This is a genomic window from Pseudomonas oryzihabitans, assembly GCF_024652905.1.
Lineage (GTDB): Bacteria > Pseudomonadota > Gammaproteobacteria > Pseudomonadales > Pseudomonadaceae > Chryseomonas > Chryseomonas benzopyrenica.
Genome location: NZ_CP102428.1, coordinates 3,296,157 through 3,322,042, shown reverse-complemented (window position 1 = coordinate 3,322,042; position 25,886 = coordinate 3,296,157). Strand labels below are relative to the sequence as shown.

Sequence of the window (25,886 nt, the reverse complement as noted above, 5' to 3'; positions counted from 1 at the left end):
TAAAGTCGTCCTGCACGCCGGCCATTAAGGGGCCGCGGCCTCTCGATGGGCTCAAAAAGATAGCGGATAATAAAACATGACCTGCGCATCGGCTAGGGCCGAGGGATCCGCTGCAAATGACTGAAGATGTTCGCTTAAACCAGATAGAAGACTGGCTGACCACCGTTCTACCGGAAATTTTCCGGGAGCAGGCCTGGGGCGAGGTGCCCACGGGCAGCCTGACCGCGGCCAGCAGCGATGCCAGCTTTCGCCGTTATTTCCGCTGGGCGGGCGAGGGCCGCAGCCTGATCGTGATGGATGCGCCGCCGCCGCAGGAGGACTGCCGTCCGTTCGTCCGGGTGGCCGGGCTGCTGGCAGAAGCCGGGGTCCATGTGCCACGCATCCTGGCCCAGGATCTGGAGCGGGGATTCCTGTTGCTGAGCGACCTCGGCACCCTGACCTACCTGGAGGTGATCAACGCGGCCAATGCCGACGATTATTTCCAGGCGGCCATTGATGCCCTGCTGGCTTTCCAGGGCAAGCAGCCGACGAACGGCAGCCTACCGCTCTACGATGAGGCTCTGCTCGCCCGCGAACTGGGGCTGTTTCCGGAGTGGTATGTCGGGCGTGAACTGGACCTGACTTTGAGTGCCACTCAACTCGAACGCTGGCAGGCCGTCTGCCGGCTGCTGATCGACAGTGCCCTGGCGCAGCCCCAGGTGCTGGTCCATCGGGACTTCATGCCGCGCAACCTGATGCTCAGCACGCCCAATCCGGGCGTGCTGGACTTCCAGGATGCGGTCATCGGGCCGGTGACCTATGACATCACCAGCCTGTTCAAGGATGCCTTCCTCAGCTGGCCGGAGCCGCTGGTGCAGCGCTGGCTGCTGGGCTACTGGGAACAGGCGCGCGCCGCCGGCATACCGGTGCAGGCCGAGTTCGCCGACTTCCAGCGGGCCTCGGACCTGATGGGCGTGCAGCGTCATCTCAAGGTGCTGGGCATCTTCGCCCGCATCTGGCACCGCGATGGCAAGCCACGCTACGTCGCCGATAGCCCGCGCTTTCTCGCCTACATCCGGACCGTGGTCGCACGGCGACCCGAGTTGGCGGACCTGGGCGCCTTGCTGGACGAGTTGCACGCCGAGCGAGCCCATCCATGAAGGCCATGATCCTGGCGGCGGGCAAGGGCGAACGGATGCGTCCGCTGACGCTGACGCGCCCCAAGCCGCTGATCGAAGTGAACGGTCGTCCGCTCATCGAGCACCATATCCAGGCGCTGGCCGCCGCCGGTATCACCGATTTGGTGATCAACCACGCCTGGCTGGGCGACCAGTTGGAAGCCGTCCTGGGCGACGGCAGTCGCTTGGGTGTCTCCATTCGCTTTTCCGCCGAAGGTGAGCCGCTGGAGACCGGGGGCGGTATCTTTCGGGCGCTGCCACTGCTGGGTAGTGAACCCTTCATGCTGATCAATGGCGACATCCGCACCGATGTCGATTTCGCGGCCCTGGCACTGCCCGCCGGCTGCCTGGCGCACCTGGTGCTGGTCGACAATCCCGTTCATCACCCCAGCGGCGATTTCGGCCTGGTGGATGGGCAGATCACCCTGGAGGCCTTGGAAAAGCTCACCTACAGCGGCATCGCCGTGCTGCACCCGCAGCTCTTCTCCGAATGCACGGCAGGAGCCTTCAAGCTGGTCGATGTGCTGCGACCGGCCATTGTCGCCGGGCAGGTCTCGGGCCAGCGGTTGGCGGGACGCTGGGTGGACGTAGGCACCCTGGAACGCTTGGCCGAGGCGGAGCAACTGTTCGGGATGGATTCTTGAAGCTCTGGTTCTGGCCGCTGACGCTGCTGGGTTTCCTGGCCGGTTGGGCGGTGGCCAGTATTCCCGGCGCCCTGCTGGTGGCGTTGCTCGCCCATGCCGGCGAGCGCCAGCTGGGGTTGACCTCCCTGGCGGGCTGGAAGGCACGCTGGCAGGGACGCCCTGGCCGCTTCGAGCACCAGGCGCAATTCCAGATGCTCGGTCGGCTGGCCAAGCGTGGTGGCCGGGTGCTGACCGCCCATATCCGCCAGGCCGAAGGCGAGATCGAGCGGCTGGGGCTGGGGGCGGACGACCGCAAGAAAGCCATCGCCGCCTTCGAGCAGGGCAAGGGTGGCACCCTGCCGTCAGCGGCAGACCTGCAACGACTCAGCGAGCGCAGTGAGCTGATTCTGCGCGCCTGCTGGCGCATGGTCTGGATCAGCGGCAGCGTACGCCCCGGTGATCGCGATGAAATCCTCGGCTGGGGGCAGGCGATGGGGCTGGCCGAAGCCCAGGTGCTGGCCCTGCAACCGCCCGTGCAAGCGGCGCCGCGGCAGCCCAGCAACGAAGAGAAATACCGCAAGGCCCTGCAATTGCTCGGCGTCACCGACGATGCCGACGCGGCCACGGTCAAGCAGGCCTATCGCCGATTGCTCTCTCGTCACCATCCCGACAAGAAGGCCGGTGCCGGAGCGGGCCAGTCGGCGGTCTATGCCGCTGCCCAGCGTACCGCCGAGTTGCACGCTGCCTACCAGGTGATCAAGAAGCGGCGGGGCTTTCGCTAGCGGCTGGCGGTAGTCGATCCAGCCAGGCGCGCAGGCGGCGGACGGTCTGTTCCTGCTCCGCGGCCCGGTCGCCCGGGATGACCGGCAATTCGATCTGCCGATAGCCCTTGTTAGCCTTTTGCGCTGCGCGCGTCTTGCGCCGCTGGGCGGCCGGTCCGGGTGCGTGCACCAAATCGGCGATCTGCAGGTCGGTCTTGCCCATAGTGGCGTCCAGCCGCGGCGGCAGCCCCTCGGGCTCGCGACCATCGATGAGCACCAGTTGCTTGATCTCGGCTGGCTCCTTTTCGGCGAGATAGCGCGCCGCCCAGTAGGCGCCGGTGCCGTGGCCGACCAGCACGATGGGATTGGCGCCCTGTTGCAGCGCCAGGTCGATGCCAGCGGCGATGCGCGCCAGCACCCGGGTGGCCTGGGCATTGGCCGCGGCTTCAGGATCGACCGGCGCGACCGCCGCCTGGGCTGGTTCGCCGCTGCCGGCTTCGGCCTGGGTCGGAGCGGCGGGCGCCGTGCCGCTGCCACCGGTGACCGGCGGTGCCGTCTGCTCGCTGTTGGCCTGGGCGTCGGTGTCCGCCGGGGCGGTATCGCGCTCGATCGCCACCACCGGGTCATAGGGGTCGGGCAGGCTCAGGCTGATGGTCTGCCAACCGTAAGTGGGTAGCTCCTGGCGCACGGGGGCTATCACATTGGGCCAGTCGGCCGATTCGCCAGCGCCCGGCACCAGCACCACCGTGCCGGCGGCCTTGGCGCGGGTAGCGGGCAACAGCAGGGCGAGAAAGGACTCGTCGCCGGCCTGCAGGGTCTTCTGCTGCTCGGCGGGCAGCTGCCGCATGAGCGCCTGCTGCTGCTCCTGGCTGCGCGTCAGCGCTGGCGCCGGGGCTGTAGGAGCCACAGGCGGTTCCGGCGCCGGGCTGGGAGCCTCTTCGGCAAGCACCGGGGCGGCAAGGCCGAGCAGGAGGAGGCAAAGCGGCAGCAGGGCAGGTGACGACATCGACGGGAATCCTCAACAAGGGGATGGTTGACCCTGGCGAGCCTACCGCCGTTCGCCCCGTCGGGGCAGCGGGAACGCCCGAGCCGCACACGGATCTCCGTTACAATGCCGCCCCTCAACCTTCGCCGAGGCTATCCCATGCAACCCTTCGCCATCGCCCCCTCGATCCTGTCCGCCGATTTCGCCCGCCTGGGCGAGGAAGTCGACAAGGTCCTCGCCGCCGGTGCCGACATGGTCCATTTCGACGTGATGGACAATCACTATGTACCCAACCTCACCATCGGCCCCATGGTCTGCAAGGCGTTGCGCAACTACGGGGTGACCGCGCCCATCGACGTGCACCTGATGGTCAAGCCGGTGGATCGCATCATCGGCGACTTCATCGAGGCCGGCGCCACCGACATCACCTTCCATCCCGAGGCCTCCGAGCACATCGATCGCTCGCTGCAGCTGATCAAGGATGGCGGTTGCCGCGCCGGCCTGGTGTTCAACCCGGCCACCTCGCTGGATGCGCTGAAGTACGTCATGGACAAGATCGACATGGTGCTGCTGATGAGCGTCAACCCCGGCTTTGGCGGCCAGAAATTCATTCCCGGCACCCTGGACAAGTTGCGCGAGGCGCGCGCCCTGATCGATGCCTCCGGCCGGCCGATCCGGCTCGAGATCGATGGCGGGGTCAACGTCAAGAATATCGGCGAGATCGCTCGCGCCGGGGCCGACACCTTCGTCGCCGGCTCGGCCATCTTCGGCCAGGCGGACTACGCCGCGGTGATCCAGGCGATGCGCGCCGAGCTGGCCAAGGCCCGCTCGGTATGAGCGCCCTGGTGCGGCTCGGTGGCGGGCATCCGCCTGCCCTGGTGATGTTCGACCTCGACGGCACTCTGCTGGATTCGGCACCGGACCTGGCCGCCGCGGTGGACGCCATGCTCGAACGCCTGGACCGCGCGCCGGCGGGGCTGGACAAGGTGCGGCTGTGGATTGGCAACGGCGCCCGGGTGCTGGTGCGTCGCGCCCTGGCCGATGACATGCAGCACGACGCCGTGGACGAAGCCGCTGCCGATAGCGCGCTGGCCCTCTTCATGGAGCTCTATGGCGGCAGCCACGCCCTGACCCGCGTCTATCCCGGCGTGCTGGACAGCCTGGCGCTGCTGCGCACCCTGGGCGTGCGCCTGGCGGTGATCACCAACAAGCCGGAGCGCTTCGTCGCGCCGCTGCTGGCCGACATGGGCCTGGGCGACTTCGACTGGATCGTCGGCGGCGATACCCTGCCGCAGCAGAAGCCCGATCCGGCGGGCTTGCTGTGGGTCATGCGGCAGGCAGGCGTGGTGGCCGGTCAGGCCCTGTTCATCGGTGATTCGCGCAATGACATCCGTGCCGCCCGTGCCGCCGGGGTGCGTTGCGTGGCCCTGAGCTATGGCTACAACCATGGCGAGCCCATCGCCAGCGAGCAGCCGGATCTGGTGGTCGACGATCTGCGCGAGCTGTTCATCTAGCACGCCGAGGTGGCCGGCCGGTTGCCATGCCGCGCCGGCTAGGCTAACGTGGCCCTTCAACCCCCGCCTCAAGAGCAAGAGATCGCATCGTGGTGGTCACCCGCACAGGCTCCTCGCGAGCATGGATGAAAGTCATCAAGGCCCTGGCCCGTTGGCGCTGGCGCGCCTGATTTTGTCCTGGCCGGTATCTGACCGGCGCGCTGTGCACCCGACCTTTCGTTTTCCTCGCCACGAGGCTGATCATGACCCGCGACGATTTCCTGCGCCTGGCCGCTCAAGGCTATAACCGCATTCCCCTGGCCTTCGAAACCCTGGCCGACTTCGACACCCCGCTGTCCATCTACCTGAAGCTGGCCGACGGCCCCAATTCCTATCTGCTGGAATCGGTGCAGGGCGGCGAGAAATGGGGGCGTTACTCCATCATCGGCCTGCCGTGCAGCCGTGTACTGCGCGTTCATGGTCATCGCGTGGTGGTCAGCGATGCTGGTCGCGAGGTCGAGGTGATCGAGCACTGCGACGATCCCCTGGCCTTCGTCGAAGCCTTCAAGGCGCGCTATCGCGTGCCGACCCTGGATGGTCTGCCCCGCTTCAATGGTGGGCTGGTGGGCTACTTCGGCTACGACAGCGTGCGCTACGTGGAACGCCGCCTGGCGGCCTGCCCCAATCCCGACCCGCTGGGGACGCCTGACATCCTGCTGATGGTGTCCGATGCCGTGGTGGTGTTCGACAACCTGGCCGGCAAGATCCATGCGATCGTGCTGGCCGATCCAGATGAAGCCGAGGCCTTCGACGCCGCCCAGGCGCGCCTGGCCGACATCCTCGACCGCCTGCGCCAGCCCATCGTGCCGCGTCGTGGCCTGGATCTTTCCGCCCCGACCGGACCAGAGCCGAGCTTTCGTTCCAGCTTCAGTCGCGAGGATTTCGAAGGCGCGGTGCAGCGCATCAAGGACTACATCCTGGCCGGCGACTGCATGCAGGTGGTGCCTTCGCAGCGCATGTCCATCGCCTTCCAGGCGGCGCCCATCGATCTCTATCGAGCGCTGCGCTGCTTCAACCCCACGCCCTACATGTATTTCTTCAACTTCGGTGACTTCCACGTGGTGGGCAGTTCGCCCGAGGTGCTGGTGCGGGTGGAGGACGGCGAGATCACCGTGAGGCCCATCGCCGGGACCCGTCCGCGCGGCGCCACTGAGGAAGCCGATCTGGCTTTGGAGCGTGATCTGCTGGCCGACGCCAAGGAGCTGGCCGAGCACCTGATGCTGATCGACCTGGGGCGCAACGACGTGGGCCGGGTCTCCACCACCGGCAGCGTGACCCTGACCGAAAAGATGGTCATCGAGCGCTATTCCAACGTGATGCACATCGTCAGCAACGTCACCGGCCGGCTCAAGCCCCAACTGAGCGCCATGGACGCCCTGCGCGCCATCCTGCCGGCCGGCACCCTGTCCGGGGCGCCGAAGATCCGCGCCATGGAGATCATCGACGAACTGGAGCCGGTCAAGCGCGGCATCTACGGCGGCGCCGTGGGCTACCTGGCCTGGAACGGCAACATGGACACCGCCATCGCCATCCGCACCGCGGTGATCAAGGACGGCGAGTTGCACGTGCAGGCCGGGGCGGGAATCGTCGCCGACTCGGTGCCGGCGCTGGAGTGGGAAGAGACCCTCAACAAGCGTCGCGCCATGTTCCGCGCCGTCACCCTTGCCGAACAGTCCGTCTGAGGAGCCTGCCATGTTGCTGATGCTGGATAACTACGATTCCTTCACCTACAACCTGGTGCAGTACCTGGGCGAGCTGGGCGCCGAGGTCAAGGTGGTGCGCAACGACGAGCTCCCGGTCGAGGCGCTCGAAGACCTGGCGCCGGAGCGCATCGTCGTCTCCCCCGGTCCCTGCACGCCCAACGAGGCGGGCATCTCCCTGGCCACCCTGGAGCGCTTCGCCGGCAAGCTGCCGGTGCTGGGCGTCTGCCTGGGTCACCAGAGCCTGGGCCAGGCCTTTGGCGGCGAGGTGGTGCGGGCGCGCGAGCCGATGCACGGCAAGACCAGCCCGGTCTACCACAACGGCGAAGGCGTCTTCGCCGGCCTGCCCAATCCCTTCACCGTGACCCGCTACCACTCGCTGGTGGTCAAGCGCGAGACCCTGCCCGACTGTCTGGAGATCACCGCCTGGACCCAGCATCCAGACGGCAGCCTGGACGAGATCATGGGGCTGCGGCACCGCGAATTCATGATCGAAGGGGTGCAATTCCATCCCGAGTCCATCCTCACCGAACATGGCCATGACCTCTTGGCCAACTTTCTCAAGCAGCAGGGAGGACGCCGCTAGATGGACATCAAGCAGGCCTTGAATCGCATCAGTGGCCAACTCGACCTCAATGTGGCCGAGATGCAGGCGGTGATGCGCCAGATCATGACCGGTGGCGCCGACGAGGCGCAGATCGGTGCCTTCCTCATGGGCATGCGCATCAAGAGCGAGACCATCGACGAGATCTGCGGCGCGGTCAGCGTGATGCGCGAACTGGCGACCCCGGTGGTGCTGCCGAGCCTCGACCACGTGGTCGACGTGGTGGGCACCGGCGGCGACGGTGCCAACATCTTCAATGTCTCCTCGGCCTCGGTGTTCGTGGTGGCGGCGGCGGGCGGCAAGGTCGCCAAGCACGGCAATCGCGCGGTGTCCGGCAAGAGCGGCAGCGCCGATCTGCTGGAGGCCGCCGGTATCTACCTGGAGCTGACTCCGGCGCAGATCGCCCGCTGCGTCGAACAGGTAGGCGTCGGCTTCATGTTCGCCCAGTCGCACCACAGCGCCATGCGCCATGCCGCCGGGCCGCGCCGTTCCCTGGGGCTGCGTACCCTGTTCAACATGCTCGGGCCGCTGACCAATCCGGCCGGTGTCCGTCACCAGGTGGTCGGGGTGTTCAGCGCCGCCCTCTGCCGACCCCTGGCCGAGGTGCTGCAGCGCCTGGGTAGTCACCATGTGCTGGTGGTGCATTCCCGCGACGGCCTGGACGAATTCAGCCTGGCCGCGGCGACCCAGGTGGCCGAACTCAAGGACGGCAGCATCAGCGAATACCAGGTGCTGCCGGAGGATCTGGGGATTAAGAGCCAGACCCTGGTCGGCCTGACCGTGGACGGTCCCGAGGCCTCCCTGGCGCTGATCCGCGACGCCCTCGGCCGGCGCAAGACCGAAGCCGGGCAAAAGGCCGCCGACATGATCGTGCTCAACGCCGGCGCGGCGCTCTACGCCGCGGATCTCGCCCACAGCCTGCACGAAGGGGTACTCTTGGCCCACGACGCGCTCTACAGCGGCCTGGCCCGGGAAAAGCTGGACGAGCTCGCCCATTTCACATCCGTCTATCGCGAGGAGGGTCGCCCGTGAGTGTGCCAACCGTGTTGCAGAAGATCCTGGCCCGCAAGGCCGAGGAGATCGCCGAGCTCAAGGCGCGTACCAGCCTGGCCGAACTCGAGGCCCAGACCCGTGCCGCCGACGCCCCGCGCGGCTTCGCCCGCGCCCTGCAGGCCCAGGTGGCGCGAAAGGAGGCGGCGATCATCGCCGAGGTGAAGAAGGCTTCGCCGAGCAAGGGGGTGATCCGCGAGCACTTCGTGCCGGCGGAGATCGCCCACAGCTACGCCCTAGGCGGAGCCACCTGCCTGAGCGTGCTCACCGACGTGGACTTCTTCCAGGGCGGCAACGCCTATCTGCAGCAAGCGCGCGCCGCCTGCCAGTTGCCGGTGATCCGCAAGGACTTCCTCATCGATCCCATCCAGGTGGTGGAAGCCCGGGCCATCGGCGCCGATTGCATCCTCTTGATCGTCGCCGCGCTGGACGACGGCCTGATGGGCGAACTGGCCGCCACGGCCAAGGATGTCGGCCTGGACGTGCTGGTCGAGGTCCATGACGGCGCCGAGCTTGAGCGCGCGCTCAAGGTGCTGGATACCCCGCTGGTAGGCGTCAACAATCGCAACCTGCATACCTTCGAGGTCAGCCTCGAGACGACCCTGGACCTGTTGCCGCGCATCCCACAGGATCGCCTGGTGATCACCGAGAGCGGCATTCTCAATCGCGCCGACGTGGAGCTGATGGAGATTAACGAGGTGCGTGCCTTCCTGGTGGGCGAAGCCTTCATGCGTGCCGACGAGCCGGGCCAGGAGCTGCAGCGGCTGTTCTTTCCTGACCGGCGCTTCCCGCTCATGGATGCCTAACCGTTCAGGCGCCTGAACAAGGCCTCGGTGGCGACCACCGAGGCCTTTTTTTATCTGCAAGGTGACCCAGGTCGACTCACGCCCGCCCCAATCGGCGGGAACGACCTCCGTGTACTCGCTGCCGACGCGGGGCTTTGTTTCCTGACCCCTAAACCCGGTTAATGACCTCCGACCCGCTGAACCGTGGCGGGTCGAGGAGTCGATCGGCCATCGCGAGGTGCGCCGGGGCTCCGCCGCACCAGGCCATCCATAACCAGGGCAAGCAAGAACCATGGCAACGGAAGAAAAAAGCGAAACACTTGATATCAGCGTCACCGATCCCTCCCGGACCGAGGAGTCGCGGCGCGATCGCCGACTCGCCGGTACCACTGACTGGGTGGTTTTCGGTATCACCAGCATCGCCGCCTTGGCTTTCGTGATCTGGGGCTTCGTCAACCAGGCCGGTCTGGCCAGCAGCGCCTCGACCGCCCAGGGCTGGGTGATCACCCATTTCGGCTGGCTGTTCGTACTCACCTCCACCGGCTTCGTGGTCTTCGTCATCTGGCTGGCGGCCAGTCGCTATGGGCGGATCCCCCTGGGGCGCGACGACGAACAACCGGAATTCCGCACCCTTTCCTGGGTGGCGATGATGTTCAGCGCCGGCATGGGCATCGGCCTGATGTTCTTTGGCGTCGCCGAACCGCTGTCGCACTATCTCAACCCGCCACCCGGCGGCGCCGCGGGGCAGAGCAGTGCCGCCCTGCAGGTGGCCATGGCCACCACGCTGTTTCACTGGACGCTGCATCCCTGGGCCATCTACGCCGTGGTCGGCCTGGCCATCGCCTATGGCACCTATCGCCGCGGGCGCTGCCAGCTGATCTCGGTGGCCTTCCGCCCGCTGATCGGCGAGCACGCCAACGGCCCCCTTGGCCGCGTCATCGACATGATGGCGATCTTCGCCACCCTGTTCGGCTCGGCCGCCTCCCTCGGCCTGGGCGCCCTGCAGATCGCTGGCGGACTCGAACACAACGGCTGGATCGAGCAACCCGGAAAAATGCTGTATATCGGCATCATCACCGTGCTGACGGTAGCCTTCGTCATCTCTGCCGTGTCCGGCGTGGAAAAGGGCATCCAGTGGCTGTCCAACACCAACATGGTGCTGGCGGTGGCCCTGGCCCTGTTCGTCTTCGTCGTCGGGCCGACCCTGCTGATGCTCAATCTGCTGCCCACCGCCATCGGTGACTACATCGACCTCCTGCCGGAGATGATGGCGCGCACCAGCGCCAGCGGCGGCGAGGCCATGGGCAACTGGCTGTCGAGCTGGACGGTGTTCTACTGGGCCTGGTGGATTTCCTGGACACCCTTCGTCGGCATGTTCATCGCCCGCATCAGTCGCGGCCGTACCATCCGCCAGTTCGTCACCGGGGTATTGCTGGTGCCGAGTTTGGTCAGCGTGGTCTGGTTCGTCATCTTCGGTGGCGCGGCGATCGACGCCATGCGCCTGGGCGCCTTCACCCTGGTCGATGGCGCGGTGAACAGCAACTTCGCCCTCTACGATCTGCTGGCCAGCTATCCCTGGGTCTCGGTGACCTCGGTACTGGTCATGGTGCTGGTGGCGATCTTCTTCGTGTCCGGCGCCGACGCCGCGTCCCTGGTGATGGGTACCCTGTCCGAGCGCGGTACCACCGAGCCCTCGCGACGCACGGTGATCTTCTGGGGCGCCCTCACCGGCGCGGTGGCGGCGATCATGCTGGCCATCGGCGACCCGGGCAATCCAGGCGCCGCCCTCAATGGTCTGCAGAATCTGACCATCGTGGTCTCGCTGCCTTTCGTGGTGGTCATGGCGCTGCTGTGCCTGGCGCTCTATCGTGACCTGCGCTGCGATCCGCTGATGCTGCGGCATCTGCGCGGCACCGAGTTGATCGAGAAGGCGGTGCTCTATGGCGCGGTCAAGCACGGCGAAGAATTCCACTTCGTCGTGGGTGAGCCCAAGGCCAAGGGGAACGGCGAGAAGACCGTCGAGGAGAAAGCCACGGTGCGGGTGGAGAAGGTACAGCGGAAGGTCGAAATCTGACGCGCTGGAAGGGCGGGGGCAGCGGCCCCCGCCTGCTGGCAGGGGCGCACCGGGCGGGGCTCAGCGGGTGCCGAACACCACCATGGTCTTGCCCTTGACGTGGACCAGTCCCTGTTCTTCCAGGGACTTGAGCACGCGGCCGACCATCTCGCGGGAGCAACCGACGATGCGGCCGATCTCCTGACGGGTGATCTTGATCTGCATGCCATCCGGGTGGGTCATGGCGTCCGGCTGCTTGCACAGGTCGAGCAGGGTGCGCGCCACGCGACCGGTGACGTCGAGGAAGGCCAGGTCGCCGACCTTGCGGGTGGTCTGGCGCAGGCGCTCGGCCATCTGGCGGCCGAGGGAGAACAGCATGTCCGGATCATGCTGGCTCAGTTCGCGGAACTGACTGTAGCTGATCTCGGCGACTTCGCACTCGGTACGGGCACGGACCCAGGCGCTACGCTCGGGCTCGCTGCCTTCCTTGGAGAACAGACCCATCTCGCCGAAGAAGTCCCCGGCATTGAGATAGGCGATGATCATTTCGCGGCCCTCATCGTCTTCGATAAGGATGGTCACCGAACCCTTGAGGATGAAGAACAGGCTTTCGCTGTTGTCGCCAGCGTAGATGATGGTGGTTTTTGCCGTGTAGCGGCGACGCGAGCAGTGCGCTAGCAGCTTGTCGATGTGCTGTAACTTCGCGGGTGGGATGATAGCGGCCATGCTGATTCCTGAGGTTGAGAGCTAACCTGAGTCGGGGGCACCGATGTCCGAACCGGTGCATGCATAGGCTGCGCCGGTTCCAATTCAAAGACCGGATAAGAACATGCGCAGCTTAAATGCGAGCTGAATAGCCCTTCACTGGTCATCAGTTTACGCCATCCAGCATGTTAAGCTGATCACCATTTGCATATATAAGTAGGACGAAAGCGATGAAAGCGCGCATCCAGTGGGCAGGCGAGGCCATGTTCCTCGGTGAATCCGGCAGCGGTCACGTGGTGGTCATGGACGGCCCGCCGGAAAGCGGTGGTCGCAACCTCGGCGTACGGCCGATGGAAACCGTGCTGATCGGTCTGGGCGGCTGCGCCAGCTACGACGTGGTCAGCATCCTGCGCAAGGCGCGGCAGCCGGTGGAGAGCTGCGAGGCTTTCCTCGAAGCGGATCGTGCCGAGACCGAGCCCAAGGTGTTCACCCGCATCCACCTGAAGTTCGTGGTCAAGGGCCGCGGTCTCAAAGAAGCCCAGGTCAAGCGCGCCATCGAGCTGTCGGCGGAGAAGTACTGCTCGGCCTCCATCATGCTCGGACGGGCCGGCGTCGAGATCACCCACAGCTACGAACTCGTCGAACTCGCCTGATGCTTTTGCAGGCGACGCCCGTACAGGCGTCGCCCTCCGCGTCATCCCTTCCCGTCGACATCAATTCATCACCTGAGCCCGGCAGACTCTGGCCCCAGCCGCTGCCGATCTGCATAATGCGCCGCTCTTAAGGGGCAAGCCCCGACAAGTACAGCCAATCGCCATCGCGAAGAGGTGTTCGCCGCCCTACGCAGCTTGCGCAATCCGCAACTGACGGGCACTCAGGACCGCGGTCAGAGACCGCACGACGGGAGCTTTACCACCGTGAAAAGCAAACTCAGGCTTCATGGTTTCAACAACCTGACCAAGACCTTGAGCTTCAACATCTACGACATCTGCTACGCCGAGACGTCGGAAGATCAACAGGCCTATGTCCAGTACATCGATGAAGAATACGACGCCGAGCGTCTGACCCAGATTCTGACCGACGTGGTCGATATTATCGGGGCCAACATCCTCAACATCGCCCGCCAGGATTACGATCCCCAGGGTGCCAGCGTGACCATCCTGATCTCCGAGCAACCGGTCGAGCCGACCGAGAGCCAGATCGAGGAATCGCCCGGTCCGCTGCGCGAAACCATTCTCGGCCACCTGGACAAGAGCCACATCACGGTGCACACCTATCCGGAGATCCATCCGGACGACGGTATCGCCACCTTCCGCGTCGACATCGACGTCTCCACCTGTGGCGTGATCTCCCCGCTTAAGGCCCTGAATTACCTGATCCACCAGTTCGACTCGGATATCGTCACCGTGGACTACCGGGTGCGCGGCTTCACCCGTGACATCGAAGGGCGCAAGCACTTCATCGACCACGAGATCAACTCGATCCAGAACTACCTGTCCGAGGACACTCGCGCGGCCTACCAGATGACCGACGTGAACGTGTACCAGGACAACCTGTTCCACACCAAGATGCTGCTCAAGGAATTCGAACTGGACAACTACCTGTTCGGTGATGCTTCCCGCAGCCTCTCGACGGAACAGCGCCAGCAGATCACTCAGCGTCTCAAGCACGAGATGCGCGAGATCTTCTCCGGCCGCAACCTGCCGCGCTGATCGCTCGGCTGTTGCTCAAAGAACCCCGCCACGGCGGGGTTCTTCGTTTCCCGGTTCAGTGATGCTCGTCGCGCACGACCGGTGCGCCACCGGTGACGCTCTTGACCACCCGGCCGATCGTCAGGCCCTGGCCGAGGATGGAGACCAGCACCACGATGTAGGTCAGGGCCAGGATCAGATCCCGCTCCGGACCGGCCGGCAGACTCAGCGCCAGGGCTACGGAGACGCCGCCACGCAGGGCACCCCAGGTGAGGATGCGCGCCGTGCCGCGGGTCATGTTGCGCCAGTGCGGGCTGAGCAGCACCACCGGTGCCACGCTGATCCAGCGGGCGAAGAGGATCGCCAGGGTCACCAGCAGCGCCGCGCCCAGGTGGGCCCAGCTGAAGGGCAGCACTAGCAGCTCCATGCCGATCAGGGCGAACAGCAGGGCGTTGAGGATCTCATCGATCAACTCCCAGAACCCGTCCAGGTAGCGCCGGGTGAAGTCGTTCATCGCCTTGGTACGGCCCAGGTTGCCGATGATCAGACCCGCGACCACCATGGCGATGGGGCCCGAGACGTGCAGGTGGCTGGCCAGGGTCGAGCCGCCGATCACCAGCGCCAGGGACAGCATTACCTCGATCTGGTGCTGCTCGATGCTCAGCATCAGCCAGTAGCAGATGAAGCCGATCAGCAGGCCGAAGAGGATGCCGCCGCCGGCCTCTTCGAGAAACAGCCAGAGCGCGGCGTTGACCGTGGGCGTCTCGCCCAGCTGGATCACCCCCAGCAGCACCGAATAAACCACCACGGCCACGCCATCGTTGAACAGCGCCTCGCCGACGATGGTGGTCTCCAGGGACTTGGGCGCGCCGGCCGAGCGCAGGATGCCAAGCACGGCGATGGGATCGGTCGGGGAGATCAGGGCGCCGAAGATAAGGCAGTAGAGCAGGTCGACGTGCCAGCCCAGCCAGCCGAAGATCCAGTGGCTGAGATAGCCGATCAACACTGTGGAGATGATTACCCCGAGGGTGGCCAGGCCGCCGATGGCCCATTTGTAGTCGCGCAGGTCCTTGAGATTGACGTGCAGGGCGCCGGCGAACAGCAGGAAGCCGAGCATCCAGTTCATCAGCAGGTCGTTGAAGTCGATCTGCCCGAGCAGTTCGCCGATGCGGTGCTCGAGGCCGGGAAAGCCGAGCCAGGACAGGCTCTGCAGGCCGACCGAGAAGATCAGCGCGATGACCATGACGCCGATGGTGGGCGGCAGGCCGACGAAGCGGTAGTTGAGGTAGGTGAGCAGCGAGGTGAAGCAGATGAAGGCAGCAGCGAGTTCGAGCATGGGCGTTCCAGATCCATCAGACAGCGAGTCCCGGCGGAGGCAGGGGCTAGGGGTAGGATGGGGTGGAGGCCGCAAAAGTTACATTTTCGATAGCTGCCTAGCCAAGTGTCTGGCGCGACAAGATCAGCAGTCGCCCTGGCCCGCACCTCCAGTGCCGGTGCCAGGGCGACCTCTGAGACGAACTGTCAGGCGCGCTGACGGCTAGAGCGGCGCGGCCATTGCCGGGGTCGTTTCACGCAGCGGCAACGGATGGGGCGCAGCGATACGCGCCTCCAGCGTTGCCACGTAGCTGCGGGCGTCGGCTTCATTGAGAAAGGTGATGGCCTGTTTGTCGAGACAGACCTGCCAGGCACTGGTGGTGGACTTGCGCAGGGGGCGAACCACGATCTTCATACTGGTACCCTCGGGGACAGACGAAAAGTGGAAACCCGATTCTAGAGCGCTTTTGATTGCAGAATGGTGACATTCGTCGGTAAGCGCGCTAGGCGCGCGCCCGCTGCCGTTCGGCATACCAGCCTTCGAACTCTTCCGGCGGCAACGGTGGGCTGAACAGGAAGCCCTGGCATTGCTGGCAACCCAGCTTGCGCAAGATATCCCATTGCTCCGTGGTCTCCACGCCCTCGGCCAGCACGTCGAGATCCAGGCCCTGGCCCAGGGCGACGATGGCCGCGGCGATGGCCTGGCTGCTGTGGGTGCCGCTGTCGCTGCGCAACTCGTGCATGAAGCTCTGGTCGATCTTGAGCTTGTCGAGGGGGAAGCGGCGCAGATAGGCCAGGGAGGAATAGCCGGTGCCGAAGTCGTCCACGGCGATGCGTACGCCCAGTGTCTTGAGGGTAGCCAGGGACAGCAGCGCCTCCTCGACATTGTTCATCAGGGTGCCTTCGGTGATCTCCAGCTCCAGGTGCTCGGCCGGCAGGCGACTGCGCGCCAGGGCGCGGGAAATGGTGCTGGCCAGATCGCGCTTGGCGAATTGCCGGGGCGAGATGTTGATCGCCAGGGTCTCCAGTTCGAGTCCCTGGGCGAGCCACCTGTGCATCTGCTGGCAGGCGGTCTCGATGATCCAGTCGCCCAGGGGCACGATGAGCCCGGTTTCCTCGGCCAGCGGAATGAACTCGGTGGGCGGGATGAGGCCCAGCTCCGGGTCCTGCCAACGCACCAGGGCTTCCACGCCAATGGTCTGGGCGGTGTTGACGCTCATCAGCGGTTGGTAGTGCAGAACGAAGTCACCGCGCTTGAGCGCGGTGCGCAGCCGCGATTCCAGATTCAACCGCCGCCGCGACTGCTCGGTGAGGGCCTGGGTATAGAAGCGGAAGGTGTCGCGGCCCTGGTCCTTGGCCTGGTGCATGGCCGTGTCGGCATTGCGGATGAGGTCATCGGCGGTCCCGCCATCGTCGGGAAAGAGGCTGATGCCGATGCTGGCATTGAGATAGATGTCGTGCTCGCCGAGGTGGAAGGGCTGCTCCAGCTTGCCGAGCATGGCCTGGGCGATCTGGGCGGCGAATTCGGGCCGGTCCAGGCGTTCGATGATGACCAGATACTCATCGCCACCGATGCGCGCCAGGGTGATGTCCTCGCTGAGCAGGGCGCGCAGGCGGGCGGCGAATTCCACCAGCAGTTCGTCACCCAGGGCATGGCCATGGCTTTCGTTGACGGTGCGGAAATGATCGAAGTCGAGGATCAGTACGGCGACCAGGTATTCCTGGGGTTCGGCCAGGGCCAGGGCGTGTTCCAGATGGGTGCGCGCCAGCAGGCGGTTGGGCAGGTCGGTCAGGGGATCGTGGTGCGCCAGATGACTCAGGCGCGCCTCGCTCTCTCGCAGGCGGGTGGTATCGCTGACGGTAACCGTGTACTGCCGGGTCTCCCGGGGGTAGAGGGTGTCGATGGCGGTCCAGGCCGGAAAGGTACTGCCGTCGAGTCGTGGCCAGAGCAGCTCGCCTTCCCAGCGGCCCTCGCGGCGCACGGTACGCCAGAGTTCGCGATAAAAGCGCTGGTCCTGGCGCCCACCGCCGGGAAGTCCCAGGCGCTGGCCGAGCAGGGTGCCTTCCTGGGCGCCCAGCAGCCGGGCGAAGGCCGGGTTCACCGCCAGGATCCAGCGGCGTTCGTCGAGCAGCAACAGGCCGTCGCGACTGTTCTGGAACATCGCCGCGGCCTGGCGCAGGCTCTCTTCCTGCTGTTTGCGCAGGGTGATGTCCTGGGCGGTGCTGATGAAGTATTGCGGCACGCCCTGATCGTCGCGGATCAGGCGCGTGGTGACGTTGGTCCATACCGGCTGGCCATTGCGATGCAGATAGCGTTTTTCCAGGGTGTAGCGGTCCTGGCCGGTGTCCACCAGCTGCTTGCGCAGCGCGGCGCCCAGCGCGCGCTCGTCCGGATGGGTCACCGACGCGGTGTCCTTTTGCAGCAACTCCGGTTGCGAGTAGCCGAGCATCTGGCAGAAGTGGTGATTGACGCTCAACCAGCGACCTTCCAGGTCACTGAGCATGATGCCGGTGTAGGCCTGTTCGAAGATGCCGCGATAGCGCGCCTCGCTGGCACGTTGCGCCTGGACGACACGCTGCTGCCGGATGGCCAGCACCGCCAGGCGGGTGAATTCGGTGATCAGCGCCTGGGTTTCCGCTTCGGGCAGTCGCGCCTCACCGTAGTAGATACCCAGGGCGCCCACGGCACGTTGCTGCTCGTCCTGCAGGGGCAGGGCCCAGGCGCCGCGAATGCCCGCGGCCTGGGCCGCCGGCAACAGCGGTTGCCAGGCCGGGTCCAGTGCGACATCGATGGTGAACACCGGCGCATTGCCCGTGACGGCGCTGCAGCAGCCCTGGTCGTGACGGCTGCGAGGCATGCTTTCCAGCGCCGCCTGGAAGGCCGGGGGCAGGCTGGGCGCCGCGGCAACCCGCAGATGCTCGCCCTGGTCATCCAGCAACAGGGCGACGCGCATTTCCGGATAGATCTGCTCCAGCCGCAGGGCGATGCCTTGCTGGATCTCCGCCAGCGGCAGGCCGGTGAGCAGGTCGTCGAGAACGTCGCTACGGGCCTGTTGCAGCAGCTGCGCCTGGTAGTCGTGATGGATGTCGGTCAGGGTGCCCTGGATCTCGCCATCGAGGCCGGCGCGCAGCTCCATCTGCATCCAGCGATGACTCTCCACCGACAGCCGCAACCGCACCACGCCATTCCAATGCAGGCGCTGGCCCGCCGCGAAATCCACCACCAGCTGGCGCAGGCGGGCGCCGTCCTGGGGATGGAAGGCCTGATCCAGGGGGTGGTTGAGTTGCTGGGCGGCGGGCTGGCCGGTGAGGCCTTCCCAGGCGGGGTTGAGAAATTGCCAGCGACCGCGGTGATCGCTGGCGAAGATCACCAGCGGCAGGTGCTGGACCAGTTCGCGATAGCGCCGCTGGCTGTCGTGCAGGGCCTGTTCGGCCAGCTTGTGGCTGGTGATGTCGACCAGGGCACCGCGGGTGATGCCGGCTTCGTCGAAATCGCTCTGCCAATTGAGCCAGCGCCAACTGCCTTCGCCATCGTCGAAATGCGCCGAGAAATTCAGCGGGCCCTGCATGTGCTGCAGGCGTTCCAGCATGCTGTGGACGTGGTCGCGGTCATCGGCACGGGCGCAGGCGGCAATGGTGGCGAAATCCAGCGGATCGCTGCCCTTGGGCTGGTGCAGCATCACCAGAGTGCGTTCGGAACACAGCAGGCGGCCATCGTCCAGCAACTGCCAGTCACCGGTATTGGTCAGCCGCTGGACGAAATCCTGGGTGGCGCGCTGGCTCTGCAGCTCTTCGATGAAGCCTTCGCGATTGCGGGCTTCGCGCCGCAGCAAGCCATAGAGCACCAGCGACAGCAGGCTCATGAAGGCCAGGCCCTTCAGGGTGTGCCACAGATGGACACTGTCCTGATCGCTGAGCAGCAGATACAACAGCCCATCGGTGCCGATCACCCAGAGGGCGCTCAGCAACAGATAAACCAGGGCAATGCGCGCAGGGGAGAGAGGCCGCATCCCGGATCCTCGAGGCCCGATCGTAGGTGTCGGGTTCAATTCAGCATTGACCGGATAAAGGTGCGGCAGTTCTGGTTTGACCACCTCGACGTCCGCCTTTCGATGTCCACCCTTGTCGCAGAGCGCACGGGAGGCTCCTGCCCCAGACACCGGTGCCAGAGTCGTCTGACCTCGTGCAATTTACCAGACCTTTTTGCGCATTACTTGCATTTTGCCCGCCTGTTATTTTTGATGAATTGATCTAAATCATTGATTTTCAACGTCTTTAATCGGCTTTGGAATTCGGCGCAGCCGTTGCGCTCTACATAGGAGTCGCTGCTGCCAGGACCTGGGCGCAGTACAACCAAGGAAAACAGGAGTCATCTCATGAAAAAGACTTTCGGTACTTTTGCCCTCGCTGCCGTTACCGCTTCCGTACTGAGCCTGCCGCTGGCCGGCGGTGCCTTGGCTGCCACCAGCCAGAACATGACCCTGGCTGCCAACAACACCGTGGACAAGACCGAAGAAGCCGCGTCCGACACCTGGATCACCAGCAAGGTCAAAGCCTCCTTCCTGGCCGACGAACACATCAAGGGTACCGCCATCAAGGTCGAGACCAACAAGGGCGTCGTGTCCCTGTCCGGCACCGTGGCGACCGAAGCCCAGCGCGACCTGGCGATCAAGGAAGCCAAGGCCATCAAGGGCGTCAAGGCCGTATCGGCTGATGCGCTGAAAGCCGCTCAGTAAGAACGCCTGGTAACACCCGGCACGATGGCAGCGCCGCTGCCATCACCCTTGCCCTTCACCCGGAGAACTGCCATGACCAGCACGACCGAAACCCTCAACGATCTGATCGAGATCGCCCGTGACGGCAAGAATTTCTACGAGCATGCCCTCACCGAAGTGAAGAACCCCGAATTGAAGGCCCTGTTCACCGAGATCGCCCAGAGCAAGGCCGAGATCATCAGCGCCCTGAGCAGCCAGGTATCGGCCGCTGGTGAAAAGCCCGCTGAGCAAGGCACCTTTGCCGGCAGCTTCCGCAAGTACTACACCGACGTCAAAACCTCCTTTGCCAGCAAGGAAAAGGAAGAAGTCACCTACGTCAGCGAACTGGAAGAGCAGGAAGACCGCCTGCTGCACGCGCTGGAGCGCGCCGTCAACGAACACGCCACGCCGGATGCCCAGGCCAACCTGCGCAGCCAGCTGGAAAAGGCCCGTGCGACCCACGATCGCATGCGTGACCTGAAGCACCGCATGCAAGCCGCCCACTAAGGTTGCCTGCAGAAAAAAGCCCCGCCTAGGCGGGGCTTTTCTTTGGGCTACAGCTAGCCCTGCGGGGCGCGATTGAGCCGGGCATCGATCAGGCTGTCGACCACCGAAGGATCGGCCAGGGTCGAGGTATCCCCCAGGCTGTCCAGCTCGTCGCAGGCGATCTTGCGCAGGATGCGTCTCATGATCTTGCCGGAGCGGGTCTTGGGCAGGGCGGGTGCCCATTGCAGGAATTCCGGCTTGGCGAAGCTGCCGATCTCCTCGGCCACCTGTTGGCGCAGGCGAGCCTTGAGTTCGTCGCTTGGGGTCACCCCGCCCTTGGTAGTGACGAAGGCATAGACCGCCTGGCCCTTGACCTCGTGCGGGCAACCCACCACGGCGGCTTCGGCCACGTCCGCATGTTCGGTGAGCACGCTTTCCACTTCGGCGGTACCGATGCGGTGGCCGGAGACGTTGAGCACGTCATCCACCCGCCCGGTGATCCAGTAGTAGCCGTCTTCGTCCCGGCGGGCGCCGTCGCCGGTGAAGTAGTAACCCGGATAGGCACTGAAGTAGGTGTCGATCAATCGCTGGTGGTCGCCATAGACGGTACGGATCTGGCTCGGCCAGCTGGCCTTGATGGCCAGCACGCCGCTGCCGGGGCCGTCGATTTCCTTGCCCTGCTCGTCCAGCAGCACCGGCTGGACGCCAAAGAAGGGCAGGGTGGCCGAGCCCGGCTTCAATGCCAGGGCGCCGGGGGGCGGGGCGATGAGGATGCTGCCGGTCTCGGTCTGCCACCAGGTGTCGACGATGGGGCAGCGACCCTCGCCCACTACCCGGTGATACCACTCCCAGGCCTCGGGATTGATCGGCTCGCCGACGCTGCCGAGCAATTGCAGGCTCTGCCGCGAGGTGCGCTGTACCGGCTCGTCGCCTTCACGCATCAGGGCGCGCAGGGCGGTGGGAGCGGTATAGAAGATATTGACCTGATGCTTGTCCACCACCTGCCACAGGCGACTGGCGTCGGGATAGCTCGGCACGCCTTCGAACATCAGGGTGGTGGCGCCATTGGCCAGAGGGCCATAGACGATGTAGCTGTGGCCGGTGACCCAGCCGACATCCGCGGTGCACCAGAAGACCTGTCCCTCGTGGTAGTCGAACAGGTACTTGAAGCTCAGGGTGGCGCCCAGCAGATAGCCGCCGGTGGTGTGCAGCACGCCCTTGGGCTTGCCGGTGGAACCCGAGGTGTAGAGGATGAACAGCGGATCCTCGGCATCCATGGGCTCTGCCGGGCAGTCGGCCGCGGCCGCGGCCACGGCCTGGGCATAAGGCAGATCACGGCCCTCCTGGCGCGCCACGGCGGCGCCGGTCCGCTCGACCAAGACCACGGTGTGGACGTCAGGGCATTTGGCCAGGGCCTTGTCGACATTGGCCTTGAGCGGCACACGCTTGCCGCCACGTACGCCCTCGTCGGCGGTGATCACCACCCGGCAGTCGGAATCGAGGATGCGGTCGCGCAACGCCTCGGGCGAGAACCCGCCGAACACCACCGAATGCACCGCGCCGATGCGGGCGCAGGCCAGCATCGCATAGGCGGCCTCGGGAATCATCGGCAGATAGAGGCAGACGCGGTCGCCCTTCTTGACCCCGCGCTCCTTGAGCACATTGGCCAGGCGACAGACGTGCTCGTGCAACTGGCGATAGCTGATGGCCTGGCTGTCGGCGGGATCGTCGCCTTCCCAGAGGATGGCGGTCTGCTCGGCCCGGCCACCGAGGTGGCGATCGATGCAGTTGTAGGCGACGTTGAGCTGGCCGCCGCTGAACCAGCGGGTCTGGCCCTGGCGCATGTCGCCGCTATGGACTTCGTCCCAGGTGCGCGACCAGTCGAGTAAAGCGCTGGCCTGTTCGCTCCAAAAGCGTTCCGGCTGTTCCACCGAGCGCTGGTAGAGCTCGCGATAACGGGCTTCGTCGAGGTGGGTGCGGGCACTCAGGCTCTCGGGCACGGGATAGCGGTGGCTCATGGCCGGCTCCTTCTTGGTGTTGTTGTGCTCCTAGTTTAGGCCGCGGATGGCCTGTCGGGGTTCAGCGAGGCGATAAAACGAAAAAGCGCCGCAGAGCGGCGCCTTTCGGAACGGACCGAGATCGATCAGCCGCGGTGACGACCGCGGAAGTAATCGATCAGACCCTGAGTCGAACCATCGTCGGCCTTGCCTTCGCTGCGGCCGATAATGTGCTGATAGACATCCTTGCCCAGCTCCTTGCCCAGTTCGACGCCCCACTGGTCGAAGCAGTTGATGCCCCAGATGACGCTCTGCACGAACACCTTGTGCTCGTACAGGGCCACCAGCGCACCCAGGCGTCGGGGCGAGATGCGTTCCAGCACCAGGGTGTTGCTCGGACGGTTGCCCGGGATCACCTTGTGCGGCGCCAGCTTGGCGATCTCGGCCTCACCCAGGCCCTTCTCGCGCAGCTCGGCCTCGGCTTCCTCGCGGGTCTTGCCCAGCATCAGCGCCTGACTCTGCGACAGGCAGTTGGCATAGAGCCATTGCTGGTGATCGGCCACCGGATTGTGGCTCACCACCGGCACGATGAAGTCACCGGGGATCAGCTGGGTGCCCTGGTGCAGGAGCTGGTGGTAGGCATGCTGACCGTTGCAGCCGACGCCGCCCCAGATCACCGGACCGGTTTCCATGCTCACCGGCGAGCCGTCCTGACGCACGCTCTTGCCGTTGGACTCCATGTCCAGCTGCTGCAGGTGCTTCACGAAGTTACGCAGGTGGTGGTCGTAGGGCAGGATGGCGTGACTGGTCGCGCCCCAGAAGTTGCCGTACCAGACCCCGAGCAGGCCCAGCAGCACCGGCATGTTCTCTTCGAAGGGGGCGCTGGTGAAATGCTGGTCCATGGCATAGGCACCGGCCAGCAGGTCCTTGAAGTTGGACATGCCGATGGCCAGGGCGATGGGCAGGCCGATGGCCGACCACAGCGAGTAGCGTCCGCCGACCCAATCCCACATGGGGAAGATGTTCTCTTCGGCGATGCCGAATTCCACCGCCATCTTGACGTTGCTGGAGACGGCAATGAAGTGCTTGTGCAGCTCCGGCTCCGGGCAGCCCTGGGCCAGGCACCAGGCGCGGGCGGCCTGGGCGTTCTTCAGGGTCTCCAGGGTGCCGAAGGACTTGGAGGAGACGATGAACAGGGTGGTGTCGGCGGCGAGCTTGGAGGTCACCTCGCGGAATTCGCTGCCGTCGATGTTGGCCAGGTAGTGGCAACGCACGCCGCGCTGGGTGAAGGGCACCAGCGCCTCGGACACCAGCTGCGGACCGAGGAAGGAACCACCGATGCCGATGTTGACCACATCGGTGATCGGCTTCTCGGTGTAGCCGCGCCAGAGGCCGTTGTGGATGCGGGTGACCAGCGCGGTCATCTGGTTCAGGACCCGGTGTACCTCGGGCATGATGTCCTGGCCATCGATCTGCACACTGTCGCCCACCGGGCGGCGCAGCGCGGTATGCAGGGCGGGACGGTGCTCGGACGAGTTGACGTAGGCACCGTCGAACAGGGTGCGGATGGCGCCTTCCAGACCCGCTTCGCGAGCCAGGTTCACCAGCAGCTCACGGGTCTGCTCGGTGATGAGGTTCTTGGAGTAGTCGAGGAACAGACCACTGCTGCTCAGGGAGAACTGCGAGAAGCGCTGCGGATCGGCGGCGAAGGCGTCGCGCATGCGGAAATTCTGCATGGCCTTGCGGTGTTCCTGCAGGGCTTTCCAGGAGGCGAGCTGGGTCACGTCGAGGGGGTGTTGATAGTACTCCATGGCTAGGCTTTTCCTTGGTGGCTCTTGTTTGCTGTTGTGCCCCACAAGCCGCTGGCTTGCAAGGGAAAGTCGGCGACCGCGCGACGCCTGACGTGGCGTCGCGCTTCGAGCATGAAAAAGCCCGGTATGTTCCGGGCTTCCAGGATTCAGGCGGGTTTGGGTGAGCTAACCTTCGGTTGCATCACACTCCGGGCCTGCGGCGAAAGCTCAGGTTATCGATCAGGCGGGTCTGGCCCAGATAGGCCGCCACCAGCAGCACCAGCGCGGTGGTGGCCGGCCCGGCCGGTTGCAGGCTCAGCTGCTCGCGTAGTTCCAGGTAGTCGACTCTAAGCCCCTGGGCTTGCAATTCGGCGACACCGGACGCCAGGGTCGGCTCGACCGCTGCGCCGGCGGCTAGCTGATCGGCGAGCCGCCTGAGCAGGCTGTACAGGCAGGGCGCGCTGGCGCGCTGGCCGTCATCGAGATAGCCATTGCGCGAGGACAGCGCCAGGCCGTCGGTGGCCCGCACCGTGGGTTGGGCGACGATCTCGATGGGCATGTCCAGGTCCTGGACCAGCTTGCGGATCACCGCCAACTGCTGATAGTCCTTTTCGCCAAACACCGCCACGTCCGGTTGCGCCATCTGGAACAGCTTGGTGACCACCGTGGCCACGCCTTCGAAATGGCCGGGCCGACGGGCACCGCAGAGACCTTCGGACACCTCGGGGACGTTCACCCGGGTCAGGCCGTCCATGCCCTTGGGATACATCTCGGCCACCGCTGGTGCGAACAGCAGGTCGCAGTGGGCCTCGTTCAGCTGGCGGCTGTCTTCCGCCAGGGTGCGCGGATAGGTCGCCAGATCCTCGCTGGGGCCGAATTGCAGCGGATTGACGAAGATGCTCGTCGCCACGAAGTCGGCGTGGCGGCGCGCGGTCTCCACCAGGGCGATATGACCGGCGTGCAGATTGCCCATGGTGGGCACCAGGCCGATGCGCAGGCCCTGGCGGCGCGCGGCGGCAACGGCGGCGCGTAGTTCGCGGACGCTATGGACCGTCTTCATGCGGAAAATCCGTGTTCGGGAGCGGGAAAGCTGCCGTCCTTGACGGCGGCGACGTAGGCCGCCAGGGCAGCCTGGATGCTGTCATGACCGGCCATGAAATTGCGCACGAATTTCGGCGTGCGCCCGCGCAGGGCCAGGCCGAGCATGTCGTGCAGCACCAGCACCTGGCCATCGGTGGCGGCACCGGCGCCGATGCCGATCACCGGCACCCGGGCGGCGCGGGTGATTTCCTCGGCCAGCGCCGAGGGTACGCATTCCAGCAGCAGCATGGCCGCGCCGGCTTCCTCCAACTCGCGCGCCGCCTCGCGCAGCTGCTGCGCCCGGACTGGATCGCGGCCCTGCACCTTGAAGCCGCCGAAGACATTGACCGACTGCGGCGTCAGGCCCAGGTGGGCGCAGACCGGTACGCCATTGGCGGCCAGCCGACGAATCGGTTCGGCCAACCAGGCGTCGCCCTCGAGCTTGACCATCTGCGCGCCCGCCTGCATCAGGCGGCCGGCGCTGGTCAGGGTTTGCTCCAGGGTGGCGTAGGTCATGAACGACAGGTCGGCGACGATGAAGGCACCGGCCTGGCCGCGTTTGACGCAGGCGGTGTGGTAGACCATGTCGTCGAGCGTCACCGGCAGGGTGCTGTCGTGACCCTGCAGCACCATGCCGAGGGAATCGCCGATGAGCAGCATCTCGACGCCGGCCTGACTGGCGGCCTGGGCGAAGGTGGCATCGTAGGCGGTCAGCATGGCGATCTTTTCGCCACGCTGCTTGAGCCCCTGAAGGGTCGTGAGGCTGATATCAGGCATGCAAGAGGTCCTCGTGGGACG

22 protein-coding genes and 1 pseudogene are annotated in these 25,886 nt (G+C 65.4%); 14 read left to right on the top strand and 9 right to left on the bottom strand.

Translation table 11 applies throughout. The annotated features are described in order from the left end of the window. The first annotated feature begins 116 nt into the window (after positions 1–116). Genes NRG74_RS15360 through NRG74_RS15350 form a run of 3 tightly spaced genes read left to right on the top strand, consistent with a single transcriptional unit; the run spans position 117 to position 2,562 of the window. Complete coding sequence (locus NRG74_RS15360) at positions 117–1,139, top strand: aminoglycoside phosphotransferase family protein (protein WP_257704703.1); 1,023 nt, start codon at positions 117–119, stop codon at positions 1,137–1,139. Further along, entirely contained in the window at positions 1,136–1,801 is a 666-nt protein-coding gene (gene murU / locus NRG74_RS15355; RefSeq protein WP_257704702.1) for an N-acetylmuramate alpha-1-phosphate uridylyltransferase MurU, read from the top strand. The genes NRG74_RS15360 and murU overlap by 4 nt, the downstream gene beginning before the upstream one ends. Further along, positions 1,798–2,562: a DnaJ domain-containing protein gene (locus NRG74_RS15350; RefSeq protein ID WP_017640360.1), complete on the top strand. Its 765-nt coding sequence runs from the start codon at positions 1,798–1,800 to the stop codon at positions 2,560–2,562. Before murU ends, NRG74_RS15350 begins: the two co-directional genes overlap by 4 nt. On the opposite strand, the gene NRG74_RS15345 is transcribed toward NRG74_RS15350, so the two are convergent. Next, positions 2,537–3,547 (bottom strand): alpha/beta hydrolase family protein, encoded by a 1,011-nt coding sequence (locus NRG74_RS15345; RefSeq protein ID WP_257704701.1) that lies wholly within the window; start codon positions 3,545–3,547, stop codon positions 2,537–2,539. The two genes, NRG74_RS15350 and NRG74_RS15345, sit on opposite strands and share 26 nt — an antisense overlap. A 138-nt stretch (positions 3,548–3,685) precedes the next feature. Here NRG74_RS15345 and rpe point away from each other — a divergent pair, with 138 nt between their 5' ends. The 7 genes and pseudogenes from rpe (at position 3,686) to NRG74_RS15310 (ending at position 11,292) form a co-directional block, all read left to right on the top strand. After that, complete coding sequence (rpe, locus tag NRG74_RS15340; RefSeq protein WP_058769116.1) at positions 3,686–4,363, top strand: ribulose-phosphate 3-epimerase; 678 nt, start codon at positions 3,686–3,688, stop codon at positions 4,361–4,363. After that, positions 4,360–5,210: pseudogene (locus NRG74_RS15335) on the top strand (phosphoglycolate phosphatase). The gene rpe and the pseudogene NRG74_RS15335 overlap by 4 nt, the downstream one beginning before the upstream one ends. A 72-nt stretch (positions 5,211–5,282) precedes the next feature. After that, the gene (gene trpE / locus NRG74_RS15330) at positions 5,283–6,761 is read left to right on the top strand and encodes an anthranilate synthase component I (protein ID WP_257704699.1); all 1,479 of its coding nucleotides are present in this window, start codon (positions 5,283–5,285) and stop codon (positions 6,759–6,761) included. A 10-nt stretch (positions 6,762–6,771) separates the two neighbouring features. Further along, complete coding sequence (locus tag NRG74_RS15325) at positions 6,772–7,365, top strand: anthranilate synthase component II (RefSeq protein WP_064306800.1); 594 nt, start codon at positions 6,772–6,774, stop codon at positions 7,363–7,365. Beyond that, on the top strand, positions 7,366–8,415 hold the full coding sequence (gene trpD, locus NRG74_RS15320) for an anthranilate phosphoribosyltransferase (protein ID WP_017640366.1): 1,050 nt from the start codon (positions 7,366–7,368) through the stop codon (positions 8,413–8,415). Then, positions 8,412–9,239, top strand: a complete 828-nt coding sequence (gene trpC / locus NRG74_RS15315; protein ID WP_017640367.1) for an indole-3-glycerol phosphate synthase TrpC — start codon at positions 8,412–8,414, stop codon at positions 9,237–9,239. Before trpD ends, trpC begins: the two co-directional genes overlap by 4 nt. 271 nt (positions 9,240–9,510) lie before the next feature. Further along, the gene (locus NRG74_RS15310) at positions 9,511–11,292 is read left to right on the top strand and encodes a BCCT family transporter (RefSeq protein WP_257704698.1); all 1,782 of its coding nucleotides are present in this window, start codon (positions 9,511–9,513) and stop codon (positions 11,290–11,292) included. A 60-nt stretch (positions 11,293–11,352) separates the two neighbouring features. Here the strand turns inward: NRG74_RS15310 and crp are convergent, their stop codons facing one another. Then, complete coding sequence (gene crp / locus NRG74_RS15305; RefSeq protein ID WP_093254930.1) at positions 11,353–11,997, bottom strand: cAMP-activated global transcriptional regulator CRP; 645 nt, start codon at positions 11,995–11,997, stop codon at positions 11,353–11,355. Positions 11,998–12,206: 209 nt separating this feature from the next. On the opposite strand from crp, the gene NRG74_RS15300 reads away from it, so the two are divergent. Then, complete coding sequence (locus NRG74_RS15300; RefSeq protein WP_017640370.1) at positions 12,207–12,629, top strand: OsmC family protein; 423 nt, start codon at positions 12,207–12,209, stop codon at positions 12,627–12,629. A 264-nt stretch (positions 12,630–12,893) separates the two neighbouring features. After that, positions 12,894–13,688 (top strand): adenosylmethionine decarboxylase, encoded by a 795-nt coding sequence (gene speD, locus NRG74_RS15295; protein ID WP_026083764.1) that lies wholly within the window; start codon positions 12,894–12,896, stop codon positions 13,686–13,688. A 55-nt stretch (positions 13,689–13,743) separates the two neighbouring features. Here speD and NRG74_RS15290 read toward each other — a convergent pair whose 3' ends face one another. From NRG74_RS15290 to NRG74_RS15280, 3 genes are all read right to left on the bottom strand, one after another. After that, the gene (locus tag NRG74_RS15290; protein WP_257704697.1) at positions 13,744–15,003 is read right to left on the bottom strand and encodes a cation:proton antiporter; all 1,260 of its coding nucleotides are present in this window, start codon (positions 15,001–15,003) and stop codon (positions 13,744–13,746) included. A gap of 201 nt (positions 15,004–15,204) precedes the next feature. Further along, positions 15,205–15,396 carry a hypothetical protein gene (locus NRG74_RS15285; protein ID WP_017640373.1) on the bottom strand — a complete coding sequence of 64 codons (192 nt, stop codon included), beginning with the start codon at positions 15,394–15,396 and terminating at the stop codon, positions 15,205–15,207. An 88-nt stretch (positions 15,397–15,484) separates the two neighbouring features. Further along, positions 15,485–18,991: a bifunctional diguanylate cyclase/phosphodiesterase gene (locus NRG74_RS15280; protein ID WP_257704696.1), complete on the bottom strand. Its 3,507-nt coding sequence runs from the start codon at positions 18,989–18,991 to the stop codon at positions 15,485–15,487. A gap of 366 nt (positions 18,992–19,357) precedes the next feature. Between NRG74_RS15280 and NRG74_RS15275 the strand changes: the two genes are divergently transcribed. Next, positions 19,358–19,717: a BON domain-containing protein gene (locus tag NRG74_RS15275; RefSeq protein WP_257704695.1), complete on the top strand. Its 360-nt coding sequence runs from the start codon at positions 19,358–19,360 to the stop codon at positions 19,715–19,717. 72 nt (positions 19,718–19,789) lie between these two features. Beyond that, positions 19,790–20,242 carry a PA2169 family four-helix-bundle protein gene (locus NRG74_RS15270; protein ID WP_007159716.1) on the top strand — a complete coding sequence of 151 codons (453 nt, stop codon included), beginning with the start codon at positions 19,790–19,792 and terminating at the stop codon, positions 20,240–20,242. A gap of 53 nt (positions 20,243–20,295) precedes the next feature. Here the strand turns inward: NRG74_RS15270 and acs are convergent, their stop codons facing one another. From acs to panB, 4 genes are all read right to left on the bottom strand, one after another. Continuing rightward, positions 20,296–22,239 carry an acetate--CoA ligase gene (acs, locus tag NRG74_RS15265; protein WP_257704694.1) on the bottom strand — a complete coding sequence of 648 codons (1,944 nt, stop codon included), beginning with the start codon at positions 22,237–22,239 and terminating at the stop codon, positions 20,296–20,298. 125 nt (positions 22,240–22,364) lie between these two features. Further along, on the bottom strand, positions 22,365–24,029 hold the full coding sequence (pgi, locus tag NRG74_RS15260; protein ID WP_017640377.1) for a glucose-6-phosphate isomerase: 1,665 nt from the start codon (positions 24,027–24,029) through the stop codon (positions 22,365–22,367). 181 nt (positions 24,030–24,210) lie between these two features. Next, on the bottom strand, positions 24,211–25,068 hold the full coding sequence (gene panC, locus NRG74_RS15255; protein WP_257704693.1) for a pantoate--beta-alanine ligase: 858 nt from the start codon (positions 25,066–25,068) through the stop codon (positions 24,211–24,213). Then, positions 25,065–25,865: a 3-methyl-2-oxobutanoate hydroxymethyltransferase gene (gene panB / locus NRG74_RS15250; protein WP_257704692.1), complete on the bottom strand. Its 801-nt coding sequence runs from the start codon at positions 25,863–25,865 to the stop codon at positions 25,065–25,067. The genes panC and panB overlap by 4 nt, the downstream gene beginning before the upstream one ends. Between the last annotated feature and the right edge of the window lie 21 nt (positions 25,866–25,886).